Here is a 22,919-nt window from a genome sequence, read left to right on the forward strand (position 1 = left end):
CCTCCCCTACGCTTGTCCCGTGACCCCCGACGAGCTGTCCCGCACCGTGCTGCGCGCGGTGCGTTGTGCCGTCGATGACGGGGAGCTGAGTGTGACCGTGCCCGAGCGGGTCGTGGTGACCGAGCCGGGGCCCGGGGGGTGCGGGGACTTCGCCACCAATGTGGCCCTGCAGCTCGCTCGGCCGGCCGGGCAGCCGCCGCTGCGGGTGGCGGAGATTCTGCGGCCCCGTCTCATCGGCGCCGACGGCATTCGGGACGTCGTCGTCACCGGGCCCGGGTTCCTCAACATCACCCTCGACGCGCAGGCCGACCCCGTCACCGCGCTGGTGCGGGAGATCCTGGCCCGTGGTGCCGCGTACGGACACGGTGACGCCCTCGCCGGGCAGGTCGTCGCGCTGCGCGTGCCGTACGAGGTCCGCGCCGAGGTGATCGCCGACGCCGTCGTACGGATCGTCGCCACGCAGGGCGGGCGGGCCACCGTCGAACACGGCGAGCCCGTCAATCTGCGGCCCGTGCCCGCGCCGGAGGATCCCGCCCCGCTCGGACCCGACGCCTCCCAGTGGGCACTCCTGCACCCCGCCCCGCACGACCGGCCCCGGATCACCGCCGATCACCTGGTCCAGCGGGAGAGCAATCCGCTCTTCCGGGTGCGGTACGCCCACGCCCGCATCCGTGCCCTCGGCCGTAACGCCGCCCGGCTGGGCTTCACCGCCGAACCCGGCCCGCTCGACGCCCGCCCCCTCGACACCGGTCCCGTCGGCACCGGCCCGATCGGCACCGACCCCCTGGGCCCCGACCCCCTCGGCCCCGACCTCCTCCACGCCCGCCCCCTCGGCAGTGGCGCCCTGAACGCCGGCCCACTCGGCCCCGTCCCGGGCAAGTCCGGCTCGCTCGCTACCGACCCCGCCGGTACCGGCGCGCCCAACGGCCACCCGGTCGAGACCGGCGCGCCCCACACCAGCCCGCTCGACGCCGGCCGGACCGGCATCGGCGCGCCCCACACCAGCTCGTTCGACGCCGGCCCCGCCACCCAGAGCCCATCGGCCACGCGCCCCACCGACCGTGTCACGGACACAGGCGCGGCCGCCCCCCACCGCACCTCGGCCCCGGACGTGGCCGCCCCCCACCGCACCCCGGACCCGGACGTGGCCGCCCCCCACCGCATTCCGGACACCGGCGTGGCCACCCCCCACCGCACCCCGGACACCAGTGCAGCCACCCACTACCGGGCCACGGCCACCGGTCCCACCCCTCACCCCGCCGCGGACCGCCCCCACCGCATCCCGGACACCAGTGCAGCCACCCCCCACCCGGCCGCGGACCGCCCCCACCCCGCCACGCCCCATCCCCACCCGGCCGCGGACCACCCCCACCCCGCCACGGACCGCCCCCACCCCGCCACGCCCCACCCCCCCACCGACCTCCTCACCCCCCTGGCCGACCACCCCCGCATCCTTGCCGCGGCCGCCACCCACCGTGCCCCGGACCGGCTTGCCCGGCATCTCGTCACCGTCGCCGATGCCGTGCTGCCCTTTCTGCCCTTCGTGCTTCCCCGTGGCGAGGAGAAACCCTCGGCCGCCCACCGCGCCCGGCTCGCGCTCGCCGAAGCCGCCGGGACGGTGCTGGCCGGCGGCCTGTTCCTGCTCGGCATCGACGCACCCGAACATCTCTGAGGGCCCCAGAGCAGATGCGCCCCGGAGAGAGACAGAGAGTCTGAGAGTCACCGTCATGAGCCGTTCCGCCCATCCCGCCGGGCCCCGTCACGCCGACGTCCTGCCCGAGGGGCACTACTCCGCACCGCCCGCCGACCTCAACGTCCTCGACCACAAGGTCTGGGCCCAGACCGTCGGGCGCGGCGCCGACGGGGTCGTCACCGTCGGCGGCGTGGACGTGAAGACCCTCGCCGAAGAACACGGCACCCCGGCGTACATCCTCGACGAGGCCGACTTCCGGGCACGCGCGCGTGCGTGGCGTACCGCCTTCGGTGCCGGCGCCGACGTGTTCTACGCCGGGAAGGCGTTCCTGTCCAAGGCCGTTGTCCGGTGGCTGAACGAGGAGGGGCTCAACCTCGACGTGTGCTCGGGCGGCGAGCTGGCCACCGCCCTCTCCGCCGGGATGCCCGCCGAGCGCATCGCCTTCCACGGCAACAACAAGTCCGTGGAGGAGATCCGCCGGGCCGTGGAGGCCGGGGTCGGGCGGATCGTGCTCGACTCCTTCCAGGAGATCGTGCGGGTCGCGCACATCGCGCAGTCCCTGGGCAGGCGGCAGAAGGTCCAGATCCGGATCACCGTCGGCGTCGAGGCGCACACGCACGAGTTCATCGCCACCGCTCACGAAGACCAGAAGTTCGGGATTCCGCTGGCCGGCGGGCAGGCCGCGGAGGCCGTGCGGCGGGCGCTGCAGCTCGACGGGCTGGAGCTGATCGGGATCCACTCCCACATCGGGTCGCAGATCTTCGACATGTCGGGTTTCGAGGTCGCCGCGCACCGCGTCGTCGGGCTGCTCAAGGACATCCGGGACGAGCACGGTGTCGAGTTGCCCGAGATCGACCTCGGGGGCGGCCTCGGCATCGCCTACACCAGTGACGACGATCCGCGTGAGCCGCACGAGATCGCCAAGGCGCTGACCGAGATCGTGGGGCGGGAGTGCGAGGCCGCAAGGCTGCGCACGCCGCGGATCTCCGTGGAGCCCGGGCGTGCCATCGTCGGGCCGACCGCGTTCACGCTCTACGAGGTCGGAACCGTCAAGCCGCTGGAGGGACTGCGGACGTACGTCTCCGTCGACGGCGGCATGTCCGACAACATCCGCACGGCCCTGTACGACGCCGAGTACAGCGTCGCCCTCGTGTCCCGGAGCTCCAGCGCCGAGCCCATGCTCGCCCGCGTGGTCGGCAAGCACTGCGAGAGCGGGGACATCGTGGTCAAGGACGCGTTCCTGCCCGCCGACCTGGCGCCGGGCGACCTGATCGCCGTGCCGGCCACGGGCGCGTACTGCCGGTCCATGGCCAGCAACTACAACCATGTGCTGCGGCCGCCGGTGGTCGCGGTGCGGGACGGCGAGGCCCGGGTGATCGTCCGGCGCGAGACGGAGGAGGACCTCCTGCGTCTCGACGTCGGCTAGCCCGTGAAGCGGGCTGGAAGATCTCCGTCTTCCGGCCCCGCGCAAATGAAATACATGTCTCAGGATCCGGACGAAGGGTAGAAACTCCCGTCCGGTGAGTGAGACTGGTCCAACCGTAGACGGTATGAGGGAAACGAGGTCGGATGATGCGTACGCGTCCGCTGAAGGTGGCGCTGCTGGGCTGTGGGGTTGTCGGCTCAGAGGTGGCGCGCATCATGACGACGCACGCCGACGACCTCGCCCAGAGGATCGGTGCCCCGGTGGAGCTCGCGGGGGTCGCCGTACGACGGCCGTCCAAGGTGCGTGAGGGCATCGACCCGGGCCTGGTCACCACCGACGCCACCGCCCTCGTCAAACGGGGGGACGTCGATGTGGTGGTCGAGGTCATCGGCGGGATCGAGCCCGCCCGGAGCCTCATCACCACCGCGTTCGAGCACGGGGCCTCCGTCGTCTCCGCCAACAAGGCCCTGCTCGCCCAGGACGGCGCCGCGCTGCACGCGGCCGCCGAGGAGCACGGCAGGGACCTCTATTACGAGGCCGCCGTCGCCGGTGCCATCCCGCTGATCCGTCCGCTGCGCGAGTCCCTCGCCGGGGACAAGGTCAACCGGGTGCTGGGGATCGTCAACGGCACCACCAACTTCATCCTCGACAAGATGGACTCCACGGGCGCCGGGTATCAGGAGGCGCTCGACGAGGCCACCGCGCTCGGGTACGCGGAAGCCGATCCGACCGCCGACGTCGAGGGCTTCGACGCCGCCGCCAAGGCCGCCATCCTCGCCGGGATCGCGTTCCACACGCGCGTGCGCCTCGACGACGTCTACCGCGAGGGCATGGCCGAGGTCACCGCCGCCGACTTCCGCTCGGCGAAGGAGATGGGCTGCACCATCAAGCTGCTCGCCATCTGCGAGCGGGCGGCCGACGGCGGCTCCGTCACCGCGCGCGTGCATCCCGCGATGATCCCGCTGAGCCACCCGCTCGCCTCCGTGCGCGGCGCGTACAACGCCGTCTTCGTGGAGAGCGACGCCGCCGGCCAGCTGATGTTCTACGGTCCCGGCGCCGGGGGTTCCCCGACCGCCTCGGCCGTGCTCGGCGACCTCGTCGCCGTCTGCCGCAACCGGCTCAACGGTGCAACGGGGCCCGGTGAGTCGGCGTACGCCGCCCTGCCCGTCTCGCCCATGGGCGAGGTCGTCACGCGCTACCACATCAGCCTCGACGTCGCGGACAAACCGGGTGTTCTCGCCCAGGTCGCGACCGTGTTCGCCGAGCACGGGGTGTCGATCGACACGGTGCGCCAGCAGGGCAAGGACGGCGAGGCCTCCCTCGTCGTCGTCACCCACCGCGCGTCCGACGCCTCCCTGTCCGGGACCGTCGAGGCGCTGCGCAAGCTCGACACCGTGCGGGGTGTCGCCAGCATCATGCGGGTTGAAGGAGAGTAACCAGCAATGACCCACCAGTGGCGCGGAATCATCGAGGAGTACCGGGACAGGCTGCCGGTATCCGACACCACGCCGGTCGTGACGCTCCGCGAGGGCGGCACGCCGCTCGTGCCCGCGCAGGTGCTCTCCGAGCGCACGGGCTGTGAGGTCCACCTGAAGGTGGAGGGGGCCAACCCCACCGGCTCCTTCAAGGACCGCGGCATGACCATGGCCATCTCCAAGGCCAAGGAGGAAGGCGCCAAGGCGGTCATCTGCGCCTCCACGGGCAATACCTCCGCCTCCGCCGCCGCTTACGCGGTGCGCGCCGGCATGGTCTCGGCCGTTCTCGTGCCGCAGGGCAAGATCGCCCTCGGCAAGATGGGCCAGGCCCTCGTGCACGGCGCGAAGATCCTCCAGGTCGACGGCAACTTCGACGACTGCCTCACCCTCGCCCGGTCGCTGAGCGAGAACTACCCGGTGGCGCTGGTCAATTCGGTCAACCCGGTGCGTATCGAGGGACAGAAGACGGCTGCCTTCGAGATCGTCGACATGCTCGGCGACGCACCCGACATCCACGTCCTCCCGGTCGGCAACGCGGGCAACATCACCGCGTACTGGAAGGGCTACAAGGAGTACGCCGCCGACGGCATCGCCACGAGGACCCCGCGCATGTGGGGCTTCCAGGCCTCCGGCAGCGCCCCGATCGTGCGCGGCGAGGTCGTCAAGGACCCGTCGACCATCGCCACCGCCATCCGCATCGGCAACCCGGCCTCCTGGCAGTACGCCCTGGCCGCGCGCGACGAGTCGGGCGGTGCCATCGACGAGGTGACGGACCGTGAAATCCTGCGCGCCTACCGTCTGTTGGCCGCGCAGGAGGGCGTCTTCGTGGAGCCCGCCTCCGCCGCCTCCGTGGCCGGTCTGCTGAAGGCCGCGGAGCAGGGCAAGGTCGACCCGGGCCAGAGGATCGTGTGCACGGTCACCGGCAACGGGCTGAAGGACCCCGACTGGGCCGTCGCCGGTGCTCCGCAGCCGGTCACCGTCCCGGTCGACGCCGCCGCCGCGGCCGAGCGCCTCGGCCTGGCCTGAGCCCTCGCCGCCCGGCCCTGGGTCCCGCCTGCCGGGCGTGAGGCCTCGTCCGAGCCCCGGCAGGGGCCCGGACCGTGAGCAGTGCCCCGAGCCCTGGGCCAGGGCCCGGGCCCTCGGCAAACACTGAGGGCCCGGACCCTGGAAGGCCCCCCGGAGGCCCGGGCGTCGGGGGAAACCGTGGCAGGGTGCACGGGGGGCTTGCGACACGCATCGTGCGCCTCCTGTGCGCCCTATGTCGCCACAGAACCTTCCTTCGATAGGCTGTACTGAACCCGCCCGCTGCATATGCCTGGCATATGGCTGCGCGTCTGGGCGACACCGCGCCGTCTGCGCGGCCGGCGGGTCCCCACGTACGTATCGAATGTCTTCGACAGTCACGCAGCTCAAGGAGAGTCAACGAGCGATGGCCGGTCCAGCGTTCCGCGCCGCCGCCGTCCGGGTGCGCGTTCCCGCCACCAGCGCCAATCTCGGCCCGGGCTTCGACGCCCTCGGCCTCGCGCTGGGGCTCTACGACGACGTGGTCGTCCGGGTGGCCGACTCCGGGCTGCACATCGACATCGCGGGGGAGGGCAGCGAGACCCTTCCGCGTGACGAGTCTCACCTCCTCGTCCGCTCCCTGCGCACCGCCTTCGATCTGCTGGGCGGCCAGCCCCGCGGCCTGGAGATCGTCTGCGCCAACCGCATTCCGCACGGCCGTGGCCTGGGCTCCTCCTCCGCCGCCATCTGCGCCGGCATCGTCGCCGCCCGCGCCGTGACCATAGGCGGCGAGGCCCGTCTGGACGACGCGGCCCTGCTGGAACTGGCCACCGAGATCGAGGGTCACCCGGACAACGTGGCCGCGTGTCTGCTCGGCGGCTTCACCCTCTCCTGGATGGAGGCCGGCGCCGCCCGGGCCATCAGGATGGAGCCGAACGATTCCATCGTTCCGGTGGTTTTCGTGCCCGGAAAGCCGGTCCTGACCGAGACCGCCCGCGGCCTGCTGCCGCGCACCGTGCCGCACGTCGACGCCGCCGTCAACGCGGGCCGTGCCGCCCTGCTCGTCGAGGCCCTCACACGGCGCCCCGAGCTGCTGCTGCCCGCCACCGAGGACCGCCTCCACCAGGAGTACCGCGCCCCGGCCATGCCGGAGAGCGCCGCGCTGGTGGAGCGGCTGCGCGCCGACGGCATCCCGGCCGTCATCTCGGGCGCCGGGCCCACCGTGATGGCGCTGGCCGACACCGACAGCGCCGACAAGGTCGCCCACCTCGCCGGCGAGGGCTGGGCCGCCAACCGGCTGGACCTCGATGTCCAGGGAGCGAGCGTGCTGCCGCTTGCGACCTGACACACGGTTGCCGGATTTCGAGAGGGGGAATGTTTGTTGGATCCGGTAGTGTTAATCTCAAGTCTGCACCCGACCCCACCATGGCGAGGTGCCTCGTGTCCCAGTCCGGGACAGACATTCTTCCGGGAGCCTCCCGCGCCACTCCGTGTTCCGTGCGCCGTACCTGGGCAGTACGTCGTATGCGGACACTGAGCGGGCCGCCGGGCACACTCCGGAACAGGTGCTACCACGCCACGTGACACCGGGTGCCACGGCTCGCGGAAGCGCCATCACCGCACATTTCCTCCGCCGCTTTGGCGGACCACCGCCCCGGCACGGTTCACGGAAGACAGGACCGTAGCCGGACAGCACAACCGGTCGCCGAGCCAGACAGGCCGACGTCCGCTCCAGGGAAGGACCCTTCGTGAGCGACACCACCGATCTGATGGGCGCACGTGTCGAGGAGACCGCTGCCGCGCCCGCCACGGACGCCTCCGCGCCTGCCACCGGTGCCGGCTCCCGGCGGCGCCGCGGTACCGGCCTCGAGGGCATGGTGCTGGCCGAGCTGCAGCAGGTCGCCTCGGGCCTCGGCATCAGGGGCACCGCGCGGATGCGCAAGAGCCAGCTGATCGAGGTCATCAAGGAGGCGCAGGCCGCCGGTGGGGGTGCCCCCTCTGGGGGAGCCGCCCCCAAGGCCGAGCCGGCCGGCGAGACCAAGCCCAAGCGCCGCGCCACCTCCAAGGCCCGTACGGGTGAGGCCGCCGCCGACGGCGAGAAGAAGGCCGAGGCTCCCGCCGAGAAGGCCGTGGCCCAGCAGCAGATCGAGATCCCCGGCCAGCCGGCCTCCGACGACGCCCCGACCGAGCGCCGTCGCCGCCGCGCCACCGCCGAGGCCGGCAGCCCCGCCGCTTCCGGTGCCGAGACGGTCGCCGCCGAGGCGAAGAGCGAGCCGAAGGCCGAGACGCCCGCCCAGCAGCCGCAGCAGCAGGGTGAGGCCAAGGGCGACGCCGGTGACGGCGAGGGCCGTGGCCGCCGCGACCGCCGTGAGCGCGGCCGCGACCGTGACCGCGACCGCCGGGGCAAGGGCGACGAGCAGCAGGGCCAGGGCGGCCAGCGTCAGCAGGGCCAGCAGCAGGGCGGCCGTCAGGACCGGCAGCAGCAGCAGGACGACGACGACTTCGAGGGCGGCCGCCGTGGCCGTCGCGGCCGCTACCGCGACCGCCGGGGCCGCCGGGGCCGCGACGAGATCGCCGAGCCGCAGCTCGCCGAGGACGACGTCCTGATCCCCGTCGCGGGCATCCTGGACATCCTCGACAACTACGCCTTCATCCGGACCTCCGGCTACCTGCCCGGCCCGAACGACGTGTACGTCTCCCTCGCCCAGGTCCGCAAGAACGGCCTGCGCAAGGGTGACCACATCACCGGTGCGGTCCGCCAGCCGAAGGAGGGTGAGCGCCGCGAGAAGTTCAACGCGCTGGTCCGCCTCGACTCCGTCAACGGCATGGCGCCCGAACACGGCCGCGGCCGCCCGGAGTTCAACAAGCTGACCCCGCTCTACCCGCAGGACCGCCTGCGCCTGGAGACGGACCCCGGCGTCCTCACCACCCGCATCATCGACCTGGTCTCGCCGATCGGTAAGGGCCAGCGCGGTCTGATCGTGGCCCCGCCGAAGACCGGTAAGACCATGATCATGCAGGCGATCGCCAACGCGATCACGCACAACAACCCCGAGTGCCACCTGATGGTCGTCCTCGTCGACGAGCGTCCGGAAGAGGTCACCGACATGCAGCGGTCGGTCAAGGGCGAGGTCATCTCCTCGACCTTCGACCGCCCGGCCGAGGACCACACCACGGTCGCCGAGCTGGCGATCGAGCGTGCGAAGCGTCTGGTGGAGCTCGGCCACGACGTGGTCGTGCTGCTCGACTCGATCACGCGTCTGGGCCGTGCGTACAACCTCGCCGCGCCCGCCTCCGGCCGCATCCTGTCCGGTGGTGTCGACTCGACCGCGCTGTACCCGCCGAAGCGGTTCTTCGGTGCGGCGCGCAACATCGAGGACGGCGGCTCGCTGACCATCCTCGCCACGGCTCTCGTGGACACCGGGTCCCGCATGGATGAGGTGATCTTCGAGGAGTTCAAGGGCACCGGCAACATGGAGCTCAAGCTCGACCGGAAGCTCGCCGACAAGCGCATCTTCCCGGCGGTGGACGTGGACGCGTCCGGCACCCGTAAGGAAGAGATCCTGCTCGGCGCCGAGGAGCTCGGCATCGTCTGGAAGCTGCGCCGGGTGCTGCACGCCCTCGACCAGCAGCAGGCGATCGAGCTGCTCCTCGACAAGATGAAGCAGACCAAGTCGAACGTCGAGTTCCTGATGCAGATTCAGAAGACGACGCCGACGCCCGGGAACGGCGACTAGCCGGCAGTGGTCGGCTGCAGTCGGTAGAGACTGGGTAAGAAAGAGGGCCGCCCCCCGTCCATCGGTGACGGGGGGCGGCCCTTTGGCGCTGAGAGGTACGGGTGCGCATCACGCGCCCCTCCTGACTCATCGCTCCATGGGGGGACTCCTTTGTCCACACCTCTGCCCCGCAGTGGTCGGCACAGACGCCGCATACGCATCGGCCTGCCCGTCGCCGCCGCCGGTGTCGCCGCGGCCGTGGCCGCCGCGCTGCTGACCACTTCCGCGGGCGCCTCGACGGCCTCGGCCTCGCCGACCGTCAAGCCCGCCACCAGCTCCGCGTCGCTCACCGAGCTGACGGGCCGCGTCGCGGGCGCGCTCGCCTCCGACAAGGACTTCAAGAAGGCCTCGAAGACCAAGGACGCGAAGAGCGGCGGAACGGCTGCTTCGTCTTCCTCCTCCTCTTCGTCCTCCCCGTCCACGACGTCCGGCTCCGGGACCTCGTCCGGTTCCGCGTCCACGTCCACCGTCAGCCCGATGATCATCGGCGGCACCACCACGAGCATCACCTCCGCCCCGTGGATGGCCCAGCTCTGGTACTACGACGACAAGGGCACCAGCGACACCAGCGACGACGTCGGCTTCTTCTGCGGCGGTGCCGTGGTGGCGCCGACGAAGATCCTCACCGCCGCGCACTGCGTCAAGGGCTACGACTGGCACGCCAACGGCGCCGTCGTCACCGGAACCGACCAGCTGCCCACCACCGACTCCACCGGCGGCACCGACCTGCACGGCGGCACCGTCTCCGGCGTGTGGCGGCAGTGGAACCACCCGTCGTACAACGCGTCGACCATCGACAACGACATCGCCGTCCTGACCCTGCCGAGCCCGATCAAGGCCACCCCGATCCGTATGACGACGTCGACCGACACGGCGTCCTACGCGGCGGGCACGAGCGCCAAGGTCTACGGCTGGGGCCGCACCAGCTCCACCAGCGACGACATCTCGCAGACGCTGAAGACGGCGACCCTGCCGATCCAGTCCGACAGCACGTGCTCCGGTGCCTACGGCAGCGAGTTCATCGCCGGCCACATGGTCTGCGCGGGCAACCCCGCGTCCGGCAGCGACACCGGCACCACCGCCACCTGCAACGGCGACTCCGGCGGCCCGCTCATCGTGAACAACCGCATCGTGGGCATCGTCTCCTGGGGCGTGCAGAACTGCGTCGCCAAGGGTGCCTACAGCGTGTTCAGCAAGGTGAGGACGTACGTCGGCGCGGCCTACCCGCGCATCGACGACACCAACCTCAGCGGCGACCACAAGGCCGACCTGTTCGTGCGCGAGCACTCCACGAACACCGGTTACGAGAAGGACTCCAAGGGCACCTCGTTCGCGGCCCGCGTCTCCTGGGGCAGCTTCTCGGGCTACAACACGATCCTCCAGACGGACCTGAACCGTGACGGCTACCAGGACTTCGTCCTGCGCCGCAGCAGTGACGGGGCGGTCTTCTGGCTGCACTACGTCCCGGCCACCCAGAGCTGGAGCAAGAAGGAGATCTTCAGCAACTGGGCCAGCCGGAAGTTCACCGTGGCCCCCGGCGACGTCACCGGCGACTACCTGCCCGACCTGCTCTCGGTGGACTCCTCGGGCATCCTGTGGATCTACCCGGGCAAGGGCGACGGCACCTTCTCCGCCCGCGTCGAGGTCGGCTCCGGCTGGGGGCAGTACAACTCCCTGCGCGGCCACGGCGACTTCGACGGCGACGGCAAGGCCGACCTGATCGCCCGCCAGAGCAGCACCGGTGACGTGTACCTGTACCGGGGCACCGGCAAGTCCGGCTCGGGCGCCTTCGCCTCCCGGATCAAGGTGCGCAGCGGTTGGACCGGCTACAACACCCTCGACGCGGTCGGTGACGTGACCGGTGACGGCAAGGCCGACCTCCTGGCCCGCACCTCTGGCGGCACGCTCTACCTGTACCCGGGCACCGGCAAGGCGAGCAGCGAGATCTTTGCCACAAGAATCTCGGTTGGCACCGGTTTCCAGGCCTACGACCTCTGGGGCTGAAACCCCTGGTGAGCGAGGCTCACCACAGCTGATCCGATGACGCAGAGTGCCCATCGCCGTACGCGGTGGGCACTCTGCGTTGTGCAACTCTTGCCCGAGTTTCTCCGTCTGGCCTTACGGAGCGACGATGGAGCGGTACTGACCGCGCCTGACCCTGAAAGCAGGGGGTAACCGACCGACGAGACCTAGGAGTGATGTGTCCGCCGAGAGCACGCCGGAGCCCGTCATACCCGAGCCGGGCGAGACCGGCCCCCGCCGCAGTGGCAGGGGCGTCCGCCGCAGGGCCCGCAGCAGGGGACGCAAGGCCCTGCTCGCCGCGGCCTGGACGGCCGCCGGTGTGGTCGTGCTGGGCGGTGCGGGAGCCGGTTACCTGTACTTCGAGCTCAACGGCAACATCCACAGCGTCGACCTCGACCAGGCACTCGGCAACGACCGCCCCACGAAGATCGACAATGGCTCCGAGAACATCCTGGTCCTCGGCTCGGACACCCGCTCCGGGTCGAACAGGAAGCTCGGCGGGGGCACCGACGACGGCAGCGCCCGCTCCGACACGGCGATGATCGTCCACGTCTACGAGGGCCACAAGAGGGCCGGCGTGGTCTCCGTCCCGCGGGACACCCTGATCGACCGCCCGGCCTGCACCGACACCAAGGGCACCCGGCACCCGGCCGCGAACGGCGTGATGTTCAACGAGGCCTATTCCACCGGCGGCGCGGCCTGCGCGGTGAAGACCGTCGAGTCCCTCACCGGTATCCGCATGGACCACTACCTCGAGGTCGACTTCGCCGGCTTCCAGAAGCTCATCGACGAGCTCGGCGGGGTCCCGGTCACCACGACGAAGACCATCCACGACCCGCAGAGCCACCTGGACCTGCGGGCCGGCTCCCACACCCTGGACGGGCAGCAGGCCCTCGGCCTGGTCCGTACCCGGCACGGCGTGGGCGACGGCTCCGACCTGGGCCGCATCCAGCTGCAGCAGGCCTTCGTCAAGGCGCTGATCGGCCAGGTCAAGCACGTCGGCGTCTTCAGCCACCCGAAGAAGCTGTACGACCTCGCCGACACCGCCACCAAGACCGTCACCACCGACTCCGACATCGGCTCGGTCAACTCCCTGATCGACTTCGCCGACGGTCTCAAGGGCATCGGCTCCAGGCACATGACCATGATCACCATGCCGGTCCGGTACGACCCCGCGAACCCCAACCGGGTGGTCATGGAGAAGGCCAGGGCCCAGCTGGTGTGGGACGCGTTGAAGAACGACCGGCCGATCCCGAAGGCGGCGACCGCGGGTGCGGCGACGGGCGGAGCCCAGGGCGTGGTGAAGTAGCAGAGGGATGCGGGGCCGTGTCACCCGCAGGAATAGAACAACCGCACCCCCGGTTTGGGTGGATGGCCCCAGTCCTGGCAGACTGGTACGTCGGCTCCGGTTCACGCTCCCGCACCCCGCGGCAGCGACCCGGCGCCCTCCCGAAACCTAGGAGACACCTTGAAGCGCGACATCCACCCCGCGTACGTCGAGACGCAGGTCAGCTGCACCTGTGGCGCGTCGTTCACCACCCGCAGCACCATCGAGTCCGGCACCATCCGGGCCGAGGTCTGCTCCGAGTGCCACCCGTTCTACACGGGCAAGCAGAAGATCCTCGACACCGGTGGCCGTGTGGCCCGCTTCGAGGCCCGCTTCGGCAAGGCTGCCGCCGGCTCCAAGAAGTAGCGAGCCCCATTTCGCCGGTCCACGGCCACACCCTCGCGGGGGTGTGCCCGGGACCGGCGTTTTTGGTCGCCCGCCAGCCCTTCCCCGCAGTATTCAGGAGCCCAAGATGTTCGAGGCCGTCGACGAACTCGTCGCCGAACACGCCGATCTGGAGAAGAAGCTCGCCGATCCGTCGGTCCACTCCGACCAGGCGAACGCGCGCAAGCTGAACAAGCGCTATGCCGAGCTCACGCCGATCGTCGCCACGTACCGCTCCTGGAAGCAGGCCGGCGACGACATCGAGACCGCGCGCGAGCTCGCCGCCGACGACCCCGACTTCGCCGCCGAGGTCAAGGTCCTGGAGAAGCAGCGCGAGGAGCTCACCGAGCGCCTGCGCTTCCTGCTGGTCCCGCGCGACCCGAGTGACGACAAGGACGTCATTCTGGAGATCAAGGCGGGCGCGGGCGGCGACGAGTCGGCGCTCTTCGCCGGCGACCTGCTGCGCATGTACCTGCGCTACGCCGAGCGTGTGGGCTGGAAGACCGAGATCATCGACGCCACCGAGTCCGAGCTGGGCGGCTACAAGGACGTCCAGGTCGCGGTGAAGGCCCGCGGCCAGCTCGAACCCGGTCAGGGCGTGTGGGCCCGGCTGAAGTACGAGGGCGGTGTGCACCGCGTGCAGCGCGTGCCGGCCACCGAGTCCCAGGGCCGTATCCACACCTCCGCAGCCGGTGTGCTCGTCACCCCGGAAGCCGAGGAGGTCGACGTGGAGATCAACCCGAACGACCTCCGCATCGACGTCTACCGCTCCTCCGGCCCGGGCGGTCAGTCCGTGAACACCACCGACTCCGCGGTGCGCATCACGCACCTCCCGACCGGCGTCGTCGCCTCCTGCCAGAACGAGAAGAGCCAGCTGCAGAACAAGGAGCAGGCGCTGCGTATCCTGCGCTCCAGGCTGCTCGCCATGGCGCAGGAGGAGGCCGAGCGGGAGGCCGCCGACGCCCGCCGCAGCCAGGTCCGCACGGTCGACCGCTCCGAGAAGATCCGCACCTACAACTTCCCGGAGAACCGCATCTCGGACCACCGCGTCGGCTTCAAGGCGTACAACTTGGACCAGGTCCTGGACGGCGACCTGGACGCGGTCATCCAGGCCTGCGTCGACGCCGACTCGGCGGCGAAGCTGGCGGCCGCGTAACGCACAACGGCACGTACGAGTACCACACGGAGGACTTGCGTGAACCTGCTGCTCGCGGAGGTGGCCCAGGCCACCCAGCGGCTGGCCGACGCCGGCGTGCCCTCGCCGCGCAACGACGCGGAGGAGCTCGCCGCGTTCGTGCACGGCGTGAAGCGGGGCGAACTGCACTCCGTGAAGGACTCGGACTTCGACGCCCGGTACTGGGAGGTCATCGCCCGGCGCGAACAGCGCGAGCCGCTGCAGCACATCACCGGACGGGCCTACTTCCGCTACCTGGAACTCCAGGTCGGGCCGGGCGTCTTCGTGCCCCGGCCCGAGACCGAGTCCGTGGTCGGCTGGGCCATAGACGCCGTACGCGCCATGGACGTCGTCGAGCCGTGCATCGTCGACCTGTGCACCGGCTCCGGCGCCATCGCGCTCGCCCTCGCCCAGGAGGTGCCGCGCTCCCGGGTGCACGCCGTGGAGCTGTCCGAGGACGCCCTGGTGTGGACCCGGAAGAACATGGCGGGGTCCAGGGTCGACCTGCGGCAGGGTGACGCCCTGACGGCCTTCCCCGACCTCGACGGGCAGGTCGACCTGGTGATCTCCAACCCGCCGTACATCCCGCTCACCGAGTGGGAGTACGTGGCTCCCGAGGCCCGTGACTACGACCCCGAGCTGGCGCTGTTCTCCGGCGAGGACGGCCTCGACCTGATCAGGGGCATCGAACGCACCGCGCACCGGCTGCTCCGCCCCGGCGGGGTCGTCGTGATCGAGCACGCCGACACCCAGGGCGGCCAGGTGCCGTGGATCTTCACCGAGGAGCGGGGCTGGGCCGACGCGGCCGACCACCCCGACCTCAACAACCGCCCCCGCTTCGCGACCGCCCGCAAGGCGCTGCCGTGAGCACCCCGACGACTTTCATCCCGCAGTACGTGTACGAGGAGGCCCGCTAGACATGGCACGGCGATACGACACCAACGACGCGACCGACCGCGCGACGGGTCTGCGCGAGGCCGCGTCCGCCGTCCGCCGGGGCGAGCTGGTGGTGCTGCCGACCGACACGGTGTACGGCATCGGCGCCGACGCGTTCTCCTCGGAGGCGGTCGCGGACCTGCTGGCCGCCAAGGGCCGGGGCCGCAACATGCCCACTCCCGTCCTCATCGGCTCCCCGAACACGCTGCACGGCCTCGTCACCGACTTCTCCGAGCTGGCCTGGGAACTCGTCGACGCGTTCTGGCCGGGCGCCCTGACCATCGTCGCCAAGCACCAGCCGTCCCTGCAGTGGGACCTCGGCGACACCCGCGGCACGGTGGCCGTCCGCATGCCGCTGCACCCCGTGGCGATCGAGCTGCTCACCGAGGTCGGCCCGATGGCCGTCTCCTCCGCCAACCTCACGGGCCACCCGGCCCCGGAGGACTGCGACGCCGCGCAGGGGATGCTCGGCGACTCCGTCTCCGTGTACCTCGACGGCGGCCCGACCCCGGGCAACGTGCCGTCGTCCATCGTGGACGTCTCCCGCGGGGTGCCGCTGCTGCTGCGCGAGGGCGCGATCTCGCCGGAGGAGCTGCGCAAGGTCGTACCCGACCTCGAGGTGGCGAATTGACGGCCCCTGAAGCGGGGCGTGGCATAGGCATCGAGGAGCGTCTCGCGGAGCAGACGACGACGTTCGGCTTTCCGCGCGACACCTTCCGCATCCTCCACGTCAGCACCGGCAACGTGTGCCGCTCGCCCATCACCGAGCGGCTGACCCGCCATTTCGTGGCGGAGCGGCTCGGCGTGCTCGGCGGCGGGCTCGTCGTGGAGAGCGCGGGCACCTGGGGGCACGAGGGCGCGCCGATGGAGGCCAACGCGGAGACCGTGCTGGCCGAGTTCGGCGCGGACACCTCCGGCTTCTTCGGCAGGGAGCTGCTCGACGAACACGTCATCCGGGCCGACCTGGTGCTCACCGCGACGCGTGACCACCGCGCCCAGGTCATCTCCATGGGCCATTCGGCGGGACTGCGCACCTTCACCCTGAAGGAGTTCACGCGGCTGGTCCGGGCGATAGACCCGGCCACCCTGCCGCCCCTGGACGACGGCGTGGTCATGCGGGCCCGCGCGCTCGTCCGAGCGGCGGCGGCGCTGCGCGGGTGGCTGCTCGCGCCCACGGCGGAGGCCGACGAGGTGTACGACCCGTACGGGGCGCCCCTTACGTTCTTCCGGTCGATCGGGGACGAGATACACCAGGCGCTGGATCCGGTGGTGACGGCGCTGACGGGGGTTCCGGCGCGCACGTAGGCGGCTCTTCGAAGGACTGTCCGCGGCGGTTGGCCGTCGATACCGGGCGTCCCGGACATCTCCGGCCTACATTGGACCTACGTCACCGTCGACCGCCCGGGAGCCCGCCATGTCGGTCACCCCTACCCTCGAGACCGACGTCCTGCGGCGGCAGGACCCGGCGATGGCCGAGATCCTGCTCGCGGAACTGGCGCGGCAGTCGACGACCCTGCAGCTGATCGCCGCCGAGAACTTCTGCTCGCCGGCCGTGCTCGCCGCCCTCGGGGCGCCGCTCGCCAACAAGTACGCCGAGGGCTACCCCGGCGCCCGCTACCACGGTGGCTGCGAGATCGTCGACCTCGCCGAACGCGCCGCCATCGACCGCGCCAAGGCCCTCTTCGGCGCCGAACACGCCAACGTCCAGGCCCACTCGGGCTCTTCGGCCGTCCTGGCCGCCTACGCCGCCCTGCTGCGCCCCGGCGACACCGTTCTCGCCCTCGGCCTGCACTACGGCGGCCACCTCACGCACGGCTCGCCCGCGAACTTCTCCGGCCGCTGGTTCGACTTCGTGGGGTACGGGGTGGACGCCGAGACCGGGCTCATCGACCACGACCAGGTGCGGCACCTCGCCCGCAACCACCGGCCGAAGGCGATCGTGTGCGGCTCGATCGCCTATCCGCGCCACATCGACTACGCCTTCTTCCGCGAGGTCGCCGACGAGGTCGGGGCCTATCTGATCGCCGACGCCGCGCACCCCATCGGGCTGGTCGCCGGCGGCGCGGCGCCGAACCCGGTGCCGTACGCCGACATCGTCTGCGCGACCACCCACAAGGTGCTGCGCGGACCGCGCGGCGGGATGATCCTGTGCGGGAGCGAGCTGGCCGAGCGGGTGGACCGGGCGGTGTTCCCCTTCACCCAGGGCGGCGCGCAGATGCACACGATCGCCGCGAAGGCCGTCGCCTTCGGCGAGGCGGCGACACCGGCCTTCGACGTGTACGCCCATCAGGTGGTCGCCAACGCGCGGGTGCTCGCCGGACACCTGGCCGCCGAGGGCCTCACCGTCACCACCGGCGGCACGGACACCCATCTGATCACCGCCGACCCGGCGCCGCTCGCGGTGGACGGCCGCGACGCACGCGGCCGGCTCGCCGCCGCCGGCATGATCCTGGACTGCTGCGCGCTGCCGCACGGCGACGCCCGCGGGCTGCGGCTCGGGACGGCCGCGGTGACCACACAGGGCATGGGGGAGCCCGAGATGGTGCGGATCGCCGCGCTGATGGCGGCCGTGCTGCGCGGTGAGACCGACCCGGCCGCGGCACGGGACGAAGTGCGCCTTCTCACAGGTACTTTTCCGCCGTATCCGGGCTGAACGGGGGTAGGCGAGGTCCCGTACACCGTGAAGTGTGCCGTGGTCCACAGGCACACGTGCAACCATCGTCGCTACCCGGAAGTCCCCATCCATATACGTCCATCGCTAGGGTGTGGGGCTGTGATGGCCAGCGAGACCTGTGGGGAAGCCCGTGCGTGAATACCTGCTGACGCTCTGCATCACGGCCGCGGTGACGTACCTGCTGACCGGACCGGTACGGAAGTTCGCGATCGTGGCCGGGGCGATGCCGGAGATCAGGGCCCGTGACGTGCACCGGGAGCCCACTCCGCGCCTCGGCGGTATCGCCATGTTCTTCGGACTGTGCGCGGGCCTGCTGGTCGCGGACCACCTGACCAACCTCAACGAGGTCTTCACGAAGTCGAACGAGCCGCGGGCCCTGCTCTCCGGCGCGGCCCTGATCTGGCTGATCGGCGTGCTGGACGACAAGTTCGAGATCGACGCGCTGATCAAGCTGGGCGGCCAGATGATCGCCGCGGGTGTGATGGTCGTCCAGGGTCTGACGATCCTGTGGCTGCCGATCCCCGGCGTCGGCAACGTGGCGCTGACCCAGTGGCAGGGCACCCTGCTGACCGTGGCGCTCGTCGTCATCACGATCAACGCGGTGAACTTCGTGGACGGCCTGGACGGCCTCGCGGCGGGCATGGTCTGCATCGCGGCCGGCGCGTTCTTCCTGTACGCCTACCGGATCTGGACCTCGTACGGCATCGAGGCCGCCGCCCCGGCGACCCTGTTCGCGGCGATCCTGATGGGCATGTGCCTGGGCTTCCTGCCGCACAACATGCATCCCGCGCGGATCTTCATGGGCGACTCCGGCTCGATGCTGATCGGCCTGGTGCTGGCGGCGGGTGCGATCTCGATCACGGGCCAGCTCGACCCGGACGCCCTCGCGCTGTTCACGGGTTCGGAGAAGGCGGCGGTGCACCAGACGGTGCCCGTCTACATCCCGCTGCTGCTGCCGCTGACGATCATCGCGGTGCCGGCGGCCGACCTGGTCCTGGCGATCGTCCGCCGGACCTGGCGTGGCCAGTCCCCGTTCGCCGCCGACCGCGGGCATCTGCACCACCGGCTGCTGGAGATCGGTCACTCGCACAGCCGGGCCGTGCTGATCATGTACTTCTGGTCGGCGCTGATCGCCTTCGGCGCGCTGGCGTACTCGGTCAACTCGGCGTCGATGTGGATCGTGCTGGGCGTGGTCTTCCTCAGCGCGGTCGGTCTCGTTCTGCTGCTGCTCCCGCGCTTCACGCCGCGGGTACCGCTGTGGGCGCAGCAGTTCGTGCCGCCGCGCTACCGGCGCCGGCGCCGTGCCGCCGAGGCCGCCGAGGCTGCCGTGGCGCTGGAGGCCGGGGAGGCGCAGGAGGACCGGGAGACCGGGGAACGGGCTCCCGTCGCCGCGGGGATCGCGGGCGTCAACGGCGCGACCGCCATCGGACCCCGTTCGCGTTTCGTTGATCGCCGATAGACGGCTCAAGGTAAGAATCTGACTAGAGCATTGCCAAGTCGTGGGGGAACAAAGCCCCCTAATACCAGACAACTGGGCCCGGTTTCTGCACAGACGCGCACTGTCACTCTCATGTGTGACAGCAAGCACACCTACCAGGTAAAGACCTCATCAAATAGTTTGTGATACGGTTCACGAGAACCCCGGAGAGAGCCGAAGGACCGTACTGCGACGGTCCAGAGGTGTGAGGTCTCGATCACTCAGCCCGGGACTACGCTCGTCCATGACGACACCCTGCCCCCTGTGAAAGCGGAGTTGCCGCCATGCCGTCCAAAGACGCCCGGAACCTACTGCAGATCGCTGTGCCCGCAGCGGCTGCAGGCGCGATCGCCGTCGCCGTGAGCGCCGCGGTCGCGGGGGGCAAGGGCGCGCTCGGCGCGGCCGTCGGCACGGTGCTGGCCATCCTGTTCATGGGCATCGGCCTGTACGTGCTGCAGTGGACGGCGAAAACGCTCCCGCAGCTTTTCCAGATGATGGGCCTGATGCTCTACGTGGCCCAGCTGCTGCTCCTCCTGATCTTCGTCGCTGTTTTCAAGGACACCTCTCTCTTCAACGCGAAGACGTTCGCCGTGTCGCTCGTCGTCGCGACCGTCGTGTGGATGGCCGCGCAGGCTCGCGCGCACATGAAGGCCAAGATCTTCTACGTCGACCCGGACCACGAGAAGAGCGAGAAGCCCGAGAAGACAGGGCCGAAGCCGTGAGGGGTAGGGGCGGGATAAAGGCTTGTGAGATCTCCTGCTATCGTCCGGTGCCAACTGCGGCATCGCGGGCGCGGGCACCCGAGCTGACGCCTGCTCAATCGCGAGGCTCGATGCCCCCCAGCCGCCCCCACATCCGTAACACCAAGTCCGGTGCCGATCCGCGGCCTGAGCCGCGCCGACACAACGAGGTTGCCGTACCCATGCGTCACGCCGAAGGAGCCCGCGGTGAGTGCTGACCAGACCCAGCTCGCCTTTGACTGGAGTTGTCGGGTCATGTCCGACAACGGGTGTGGCTTCCCGGCTCCGGGCCTTCAGTCCTTCCTCTTCAAGCCGCTGGCCACGGTCGGGGGCTTCGAGTTCAACAAGGTGATGCTGCTCGCGCTCGTCACCACCCTGCTGATCGTCGTCTTCTTCTGGGCCGCCTTCGGCAAGGCCAAGGTCGTCCCGGGCAAGCTCCAGATGGTCGGCGAGGCCGGCTACGACTTCGTGCGCCGCGGCATCGTGTACGAGACGCTCGGCAAGCGCGAGGGCGAGAAGTACGTCCCGTTCATGGTCTCGCTGTTCTTCTTCATCTGGATCATGAACGTCTGGTCCGTGATCCCGCTGGCCCAGTTCCCGGTGTCCTCGGTCATCGCCTACCCGGCGGTGCTCGCCGCGGTCGTCTACATCACCTGGGTCTCGCTGACCTTCAAGAAGCACGGCTTCGTCGGCTTCTTCAAGAACGTCACGGGCTACGACAAGTCGCTCGGCGCCGTCCTCCCGCTGGTCATGGTCATCGAGTTCTTCTCGAACCTGCTGGTCCGCCCCTTCACGCACGCGGTGCGACTGTTCGCCAACATGTTCGCCGGTCACCTGATGCTGGTCATGTTCACGGTGGCCTCCTGGTACCTGCTCAACAGCTGGCTGGTCGTGGGCGCCGGCGTCTCCTTCGTGATGACGATGGCCATGATCTGCTTCGAGCTCTTCGTCCAGGCCGTCCAGGCGTACGTCTTCGTGCTGCTGGCCTGCTCCTACATTCAGGGCGCTCTCGCCGAGCACCACTGAGCCGTACCACCCCCGCCAACCCCCAGACGTCCGGTGGCCAACCCCCACCGGTCCATGAAAGAGAAGGAAGAACGGCATGTCCGCTGCTCTTGAGACCCTCGCCGCCACCGCTGGTGTCCACGGCTCCGTCGGCTCCATCGGCTACGGCCTCGCTGCGATCGGCCCCGGCATCGGCGTCGGCATCATCTTCGGTAACGGCACCCAGGCCCTCGCCCGCCAGCCCGAGGCCGCCGGTCTGATCCGTGCCAACCAGATCCTGGGCTTCGCCTTCTGTGAGGCGCTCGCCCTCATCGGCATCGTTATGCCGTTCGTGTTCGGTAAGTAATCACCCCTTACCCGACACGAATCGACGAAAGGCACTGATGTGATCGCCAACCTGGTACAGCTGGCGGCCGAGGAGACCGAGCAGAACCCGCTCGTCCCCCCGGGCCCCGAGCTGCTCGTCGGCACCATCGCCTTCGCCATCGTGTTCTTCTTCTTCTGGAAGAAGCTGCTTCCGAACATCAACAAGGTTCTGGAGGAGCGCCGCGCGGCGATCGAAGGCGGTATCGAAGAGGCCGACGCCATGAAGGTCGAGGCCCAGAGCGTCCTTGAGCAGTACAAGGCCCAGCTCGCCGAGGCCCGGCACGAGGCCGCGCGCCTGCGCCAGGAGGCGCAGGAGCAGGGTGCCGCCCTCATCGCCGAGATGCGGGCAGAGGGCCAGCGGCAGCGCGAGGAGATCGTCACCGCCGGTCACGCCCAGATCGAGGCCGACCGCAAGGCCGCCGCGCAGACGCTGCGTCAGGACGTGGGCAAGCTGGCCACCGAACTGGCCGGCAAGCTCGTCGGCGAGTCCCTCGAGGACCACGCCCGCCAGAGCCGTGTGATCGACCGCTTCCTCGACGAGCTCGAGGAGAAGGCCGAGGCCACGCGATGAACGGAGCGAGCCGCGAGGCCCTGGCAGCCGCACGTGAGCGTCTCGACGCGCTGACGGACTCCACGTCCGTGGACGCCGCTTCGCTCGCGGACGAGCTGGCGGCCGTCACCGCGCTGCTCGACCGCGAGGCCGGCCTGCGCCGGGTCCTCACCGACCCGGCGCAGCCCGCGGAGGCCAAGGCGGAACTGGTCCAGCGTCTGATCGGTGGGCAGGTCAGCGGGTCCGCCGCGGACCTGGTGGCCGGGATGGCGCGCTCCCGCTGGTCGCAGCCCCGCGACCTGGTGGACGCGCTGGAGGAGCTGGCGAACATCGCCGACCTCACGGCCGCGCAGGGGACGGGCACCCTCGACGACGTCGAGGACGAGCTGTTCCGGTTCGGCCGGATCGTCTCCTCCAGCACCGAGCTGCGCGCCGCGCTGACCGACCGCGCCGCCGGTACGCCGGCCAAGACCGAGCTGCTGCACCGGCTGCTCGGCGGGCGGGCCAAGCCGGTCACGGAGCGTCTGGTGACGCGCCTTGTGACCGCGCCGCGTGGACGTAGCCTGGAAGCGGGACTGGAGTCCCTGTCCAAGCTGGCCGCCGAGCGCCGGGACCGCATGGTCGCAGTCGTCACCTCGGCGGTGCCGCTGAGCGACGGCCAGAAGCAGCGCCTCGGCGCCGCTCTGACCAGGCTCTACGGACGCCGGATGCACCTCAACCTGGACGTGGACCCCGAGGTGATCGGCGGTATCAGGGTGCAGGTCGGTGACGAGGTCATCAACGGCTCTCTCGCGGACCGGCTGGACGACGCCGCCCGCCGCATGGCGAGCTAGCAGCAACTCGATATCTCGAGAAAAGCAGTACGTACTTACGGCCCTGGTTGGGCCGTGCA

At 70.5% G+C, this 22,919-nt stretch carries 20 protein-coding genes; all 20 read left to right on the plus strand.

Annotated features, from left to right (window positions below; all coding sequences use genetic code 11):
- Positions 1-19: 19 nt before the first annotated feature.
- The 20 genes from nrtL (at position 20) to AB0L59_RS20640 (ending at position 22,860) form a co-directional block, all read left to right on the plus strand.
- Positions 20-1,672, plus strand: a complete 1,653-nt coding sequence (gene nrtL / locus AB0L59_RS20545; RefSeq protein WP_365585461.1) for an ArgS-related anticodon-binding protein NrtL — start codon at positions 20-22, stop codon at positions 1,670-1,672.
- Positions 1,673-1,727: 55 nt separating this feature from the next.
- Positions 1,728-3,119 (plus strand): diaminopimelate decarboxylase, encoded by a 1,392-nt coding sequence (gene lysA, locus AB0L59_RS20550; RefSeq protein ID WP_365585464.1) that lies wholly within the window; start codon positions 1,728-1,730, stop codon positions 3,117-3,119.
- Positions 3,120-3,265: 146 nt separating this feature from the next.
- On the plus strand, positions 3,266-4,555 hold the full coding sequence (locus tag AB0L59_RS20555) for a homoserine dehydrogenase (RefSeq protein ID WP_365585694.1): 1,290 nt from the start codon (positions 3,266-3,268) through the stop codon (positions 4,553-4,555).
- Between the two features lie 6 nt (positions 4,556-4,561).
- Positions 4,562-5,620 carry a threonine synthase gene (gene thrC / locus AB0L59_RS20560; RefSeq protein ID WP_365585466.1) on the plus strand — a complete coding sequence of 353 codons (1,059 nt, stop codon included), beginning with the start codon at positions 4,562-4,564 and terminating at the stop codon, positions 5,618-5,620.
- A gap of 403 nt (positions 5,621-6,023) precedes the next feature.
- Positions 6,024-6,941 (plus strand): homoserine kinase, encoded by a 918-nt coding sequence (gene thrB / locus AB0L59_RS20565; protein WP_365585469.1) that lies wholly within the window; start codon positions 6,024-6,026, stop codon positions 6,939-6,941.
- A gap of 403 nt (positions 6,942-7,344) precedes the next feature.
- Positions 7,345-9,333 carry a transcription termination factor Rho gene (gene rho, locus AB0L59_RS20570; RefSeq protein WP_365585471.1) on the plus strand — a complete coding sequence of 663 codons (1,989 nt, stop codon included), beginning with the start codon at positions 7,345-7,347 and terminating at the stop codon, positions 9,331-9,333.
- 192 nt (positions 9,334-9,525) lie between these two features.
- Positions 9,526-11,376 carry a trypsin-like serine protease gene (locus tag AB0L59_RS20575; RefSeq protein WP_365585697.1) on the plus strand — a complete coding sequence of 617 codons (1,851 nt, stop codon included), beginning with the start codon at positions 9,526-9,528 and terminating at the stop codon, positions 11,374-11,376.
- A 196-nt stretch (positions 11,377-11,572) separates the two neighbouring features.
- The gene (locus AB0L59_RS20580) at positions 11,573-12,703 is read left to right on the plus strand and encodes an LCP family protein (RefSeq protein WP_365585473.1); all 1,131 of its coding nucleotides are present in this window, start codon (positions 11,573-11,575) and stop codon (positions 12,701-12,703) included.
- A 159-nt stretch (positions 12,704-12,862) separates the two neighbouring features.
- Positions 12,863-13,087, plus strand: a complete 225-nt coding sequence (rpmE, locus tag AB0L59_RS20585) for a 50S ribosomal protein L31 (protein WP_014675000.1) — start codon at positions 12,863-12,865, stop codon at positions 13,085-13,087.
- Between the two features lie 106 nt (positions 13,088-13,193).
- Positions 13,194-14,261 (plus strand): peptide chain release factor 1, encoded by a 1,068-nt coding sequence (gene prfA / locus AB0L59_RS20590; protein ID WP_365585475.1) that lies wholly within the window; start codon positions 13,194-13,196, stop codon positions 14,259-14,261.
- A gap of 39 nt (positions 14,262-14,300) precedes the next feature.
- Positions 14,301-15,146, plus strand: a complete 846-nt coding sequence (prmC, locus tag AB0L59_RS20595; RefSeq protein WP_365585478.1) for a peptide chain release factor N(5)-glutamine methyltransferase — start codon at positions 14,301-14,303, stop codon at positions 15,144-15,146.
- 52 nt (positions 15,147-15,198) lie between these two features.
- The gene (locus tag AB0L59_RS20600; protein ID WP_365585481.1) at positions 15,199-15,846 is read left to right on the plus strand and encodes an L-threonylcarbamoyladenylate synthase; all 648 of its coding nucleotides are present in this window, start codon (positions 15,199-15,201) and stop codon (positions 15,844-15,846) included.
- Complete coding sequence (locus tag AB0L59_RS20605) at positions 15,843-16,520, plus strand: protein-tyrosine-phosphatase (protein ID WP_365585483.1); 678 nt, start codon at positions 15,843-15,845, stop codon at positions 16,518-16,520. The genes AB0L59_RS20600 and AB0L59_RS20605 overlap by 4 nt, the downstream gene beginning before the upstream one ends.
- A 109-nt stretch (positions 16,521-16,629) precedes the next feature.
- Complete coding sequence (gene glyA / locus AB0L59_RS20610) at positions 16,630-17,868, plus strand: serine hydroxymethyltransferase (RefSeq protein WP_365585485.1); 1,239 nt, start codon at positions 16,630-16,632, stop codon at positions 17,866-17,868.
- A 151-nt stretch (positions 17,869-18,019) separates the two neighbouring features.
- Complete coding sequence (locus tag AB0L59_RS20615; protein ID WP_365585487.1) at positions 18,020-19,348, plus strand: MraY family glycosyltransferase; 1,329 nt, start codon at positions 18,020-18,022, stop codon at positions 19,346-19,348.
- Between the two features lie 302 nt (positions 19,349-19,650).
- Entirely contained in the window at positions 19,651-20,088 is a 438-nt protein-coding gene (locus AB0L59_RS20620) for a hypothetical protein (protein ID WP_365585489.1), read from the plus strand.
- A 273-nt stretch (positions 20,089-20,361) separates the two neighbouring features.
- Positions 20,362-21,132: a F0F1 ATP synthase subunit A gene (gene atpB, locus AB0L59_RS20625; protein ID WP_365585700.1), complete on the plus strand. Its 771-nt coding sequence runs from the start codon at positions 20,362-20,364 to the stop codon at positions 21,130-21,132.
- A 76-nt stretch (positions 21,133-21,208) separates the two neighbouring features.
- On the plus strand, positions 21,209-21,457 hold the full coding sequence (gene atpE / locus AB0L59_RS20630) for an ATP synthase F0 subunit C (RefSeq protein ID WP_023546735.1): 249 nt from the start codon (positions 21,209-21,211) through the stop codon (positions 21,455-21,457).
- Between the two features lie 39 nt (positions 21,458-21,496).
- On the plus strand, positions 21,497-22,048 hold the full coding sequence (locus AB0L59_RS20635) for a F0F1 ATP synthase subunit B (RefSeq protein ID WP_365585491.1): 552 nt from the start codon (positions 21,497-21,499) through the stop codon (positions 22,046-22,048).
- On the plus strand, positions 22,045-22,860 hold the full coding sequence (locus AB0L59_RS20640; protein ID WP_365585493.1) for a F0F1 ATP synthase subunit delta: 816 nt from the start codon (positions 22,045-22,047) through the stop codon (positions 22,858-22,860). The genes AB0L59_RS20635 and AB0L59_RS20640 overlap by 4 nt, the downstream gene beginning before the upstream one ends.
- The last annotated feature ends 59 nt before the right edge of the window (positions 22,861-22,919 follow it).

It is taken from the genome of Streptomyces sp. NPDC052109 (assembly GCF_040680195.1).
In the GTDB taxonomy this organism is placed as follows: domain Bacteria; phylum Actinomycetota; class Actinomycetes; order Streptomycetales; family Streptomycetaceae; genus Streptomyces.

Bases quoted from the DNA above. Each gene is read 5' to 3' on its own strand.
- glyA (WP_365585485.1), top strand. From the start codon at position 16,630: ATGTCGGTCACCCCTACCCTCGAGACCGACGTCCTGCGGCGGCAGGAC.
- atpE (WP_023546735.1), top strand. From the start codon at position 21,209: ATGTCCGCTGCTCTTGAGACCCTCGCCGCCACCGCTGGTGTCCACGGC.
- AB0L59_RS20600 (WP_365585481.1), top strand. From the start codon at position 15,199: ATGGCACGGCGATACGACACCAACGACGCGACCGACCGCGCGACGGGT.
- lysA (WP_365585464.1), top strand. From the start codon at position 1,728: ATGAGCCGTTCCGCCCATCCCGCCGGGCCCCGTCACGCCGACGTCCTG.
- AB0L59_RS20620 (WP_365585489.1), top strand. From the start codon at position 19,651: ATGCCGTCCAAAGACGCCCGGAACCTACTGCAGATCGCTGTGCCCGCA.
- thrB (WP_365585469.1), top strand. From the start codon at position 6,024: ATGGCCGGTCCAGCGTTCCGCGCCGCCGCCGTCCGGGTGCGCGTTCCC.
- AB0L59_RS20640 (WP_365585493.1), top strand. From the start codon at position 22,045: ATGAACGGAGCGAGCCGCGAGGCCCTGGCAGCCGCACGTGAGCGTCTC.
- atpB (WP_365585700.1), top strand. From the start codon at position 20,362: ATGTCCGACAACGGGTGTGGCTTCCCGGCTCCGGGCCTTCAGTCCTTC.
- prfA (WP_365585475.1), top strand. From the start codon at position 13,194: ATGTTCGAGGCCGTCGACGAACTCGTCGCCGAACACGCCGATCTGGAG.
- thrC (WP_365585466.1), top strand. From the start codon at position 4,562: ATGACCCACCAGTGGCGCGGAATCATCGAGGAGTACCGGGACAGGCTG.
- AB0L59_RS20555 (WP_365585694.1), top strand. From the start codon at position 3,266: ATGCGTACGCGTCCGCTGAAGGTGGCGCTGCTGGGCTGTGGGGTTGTC.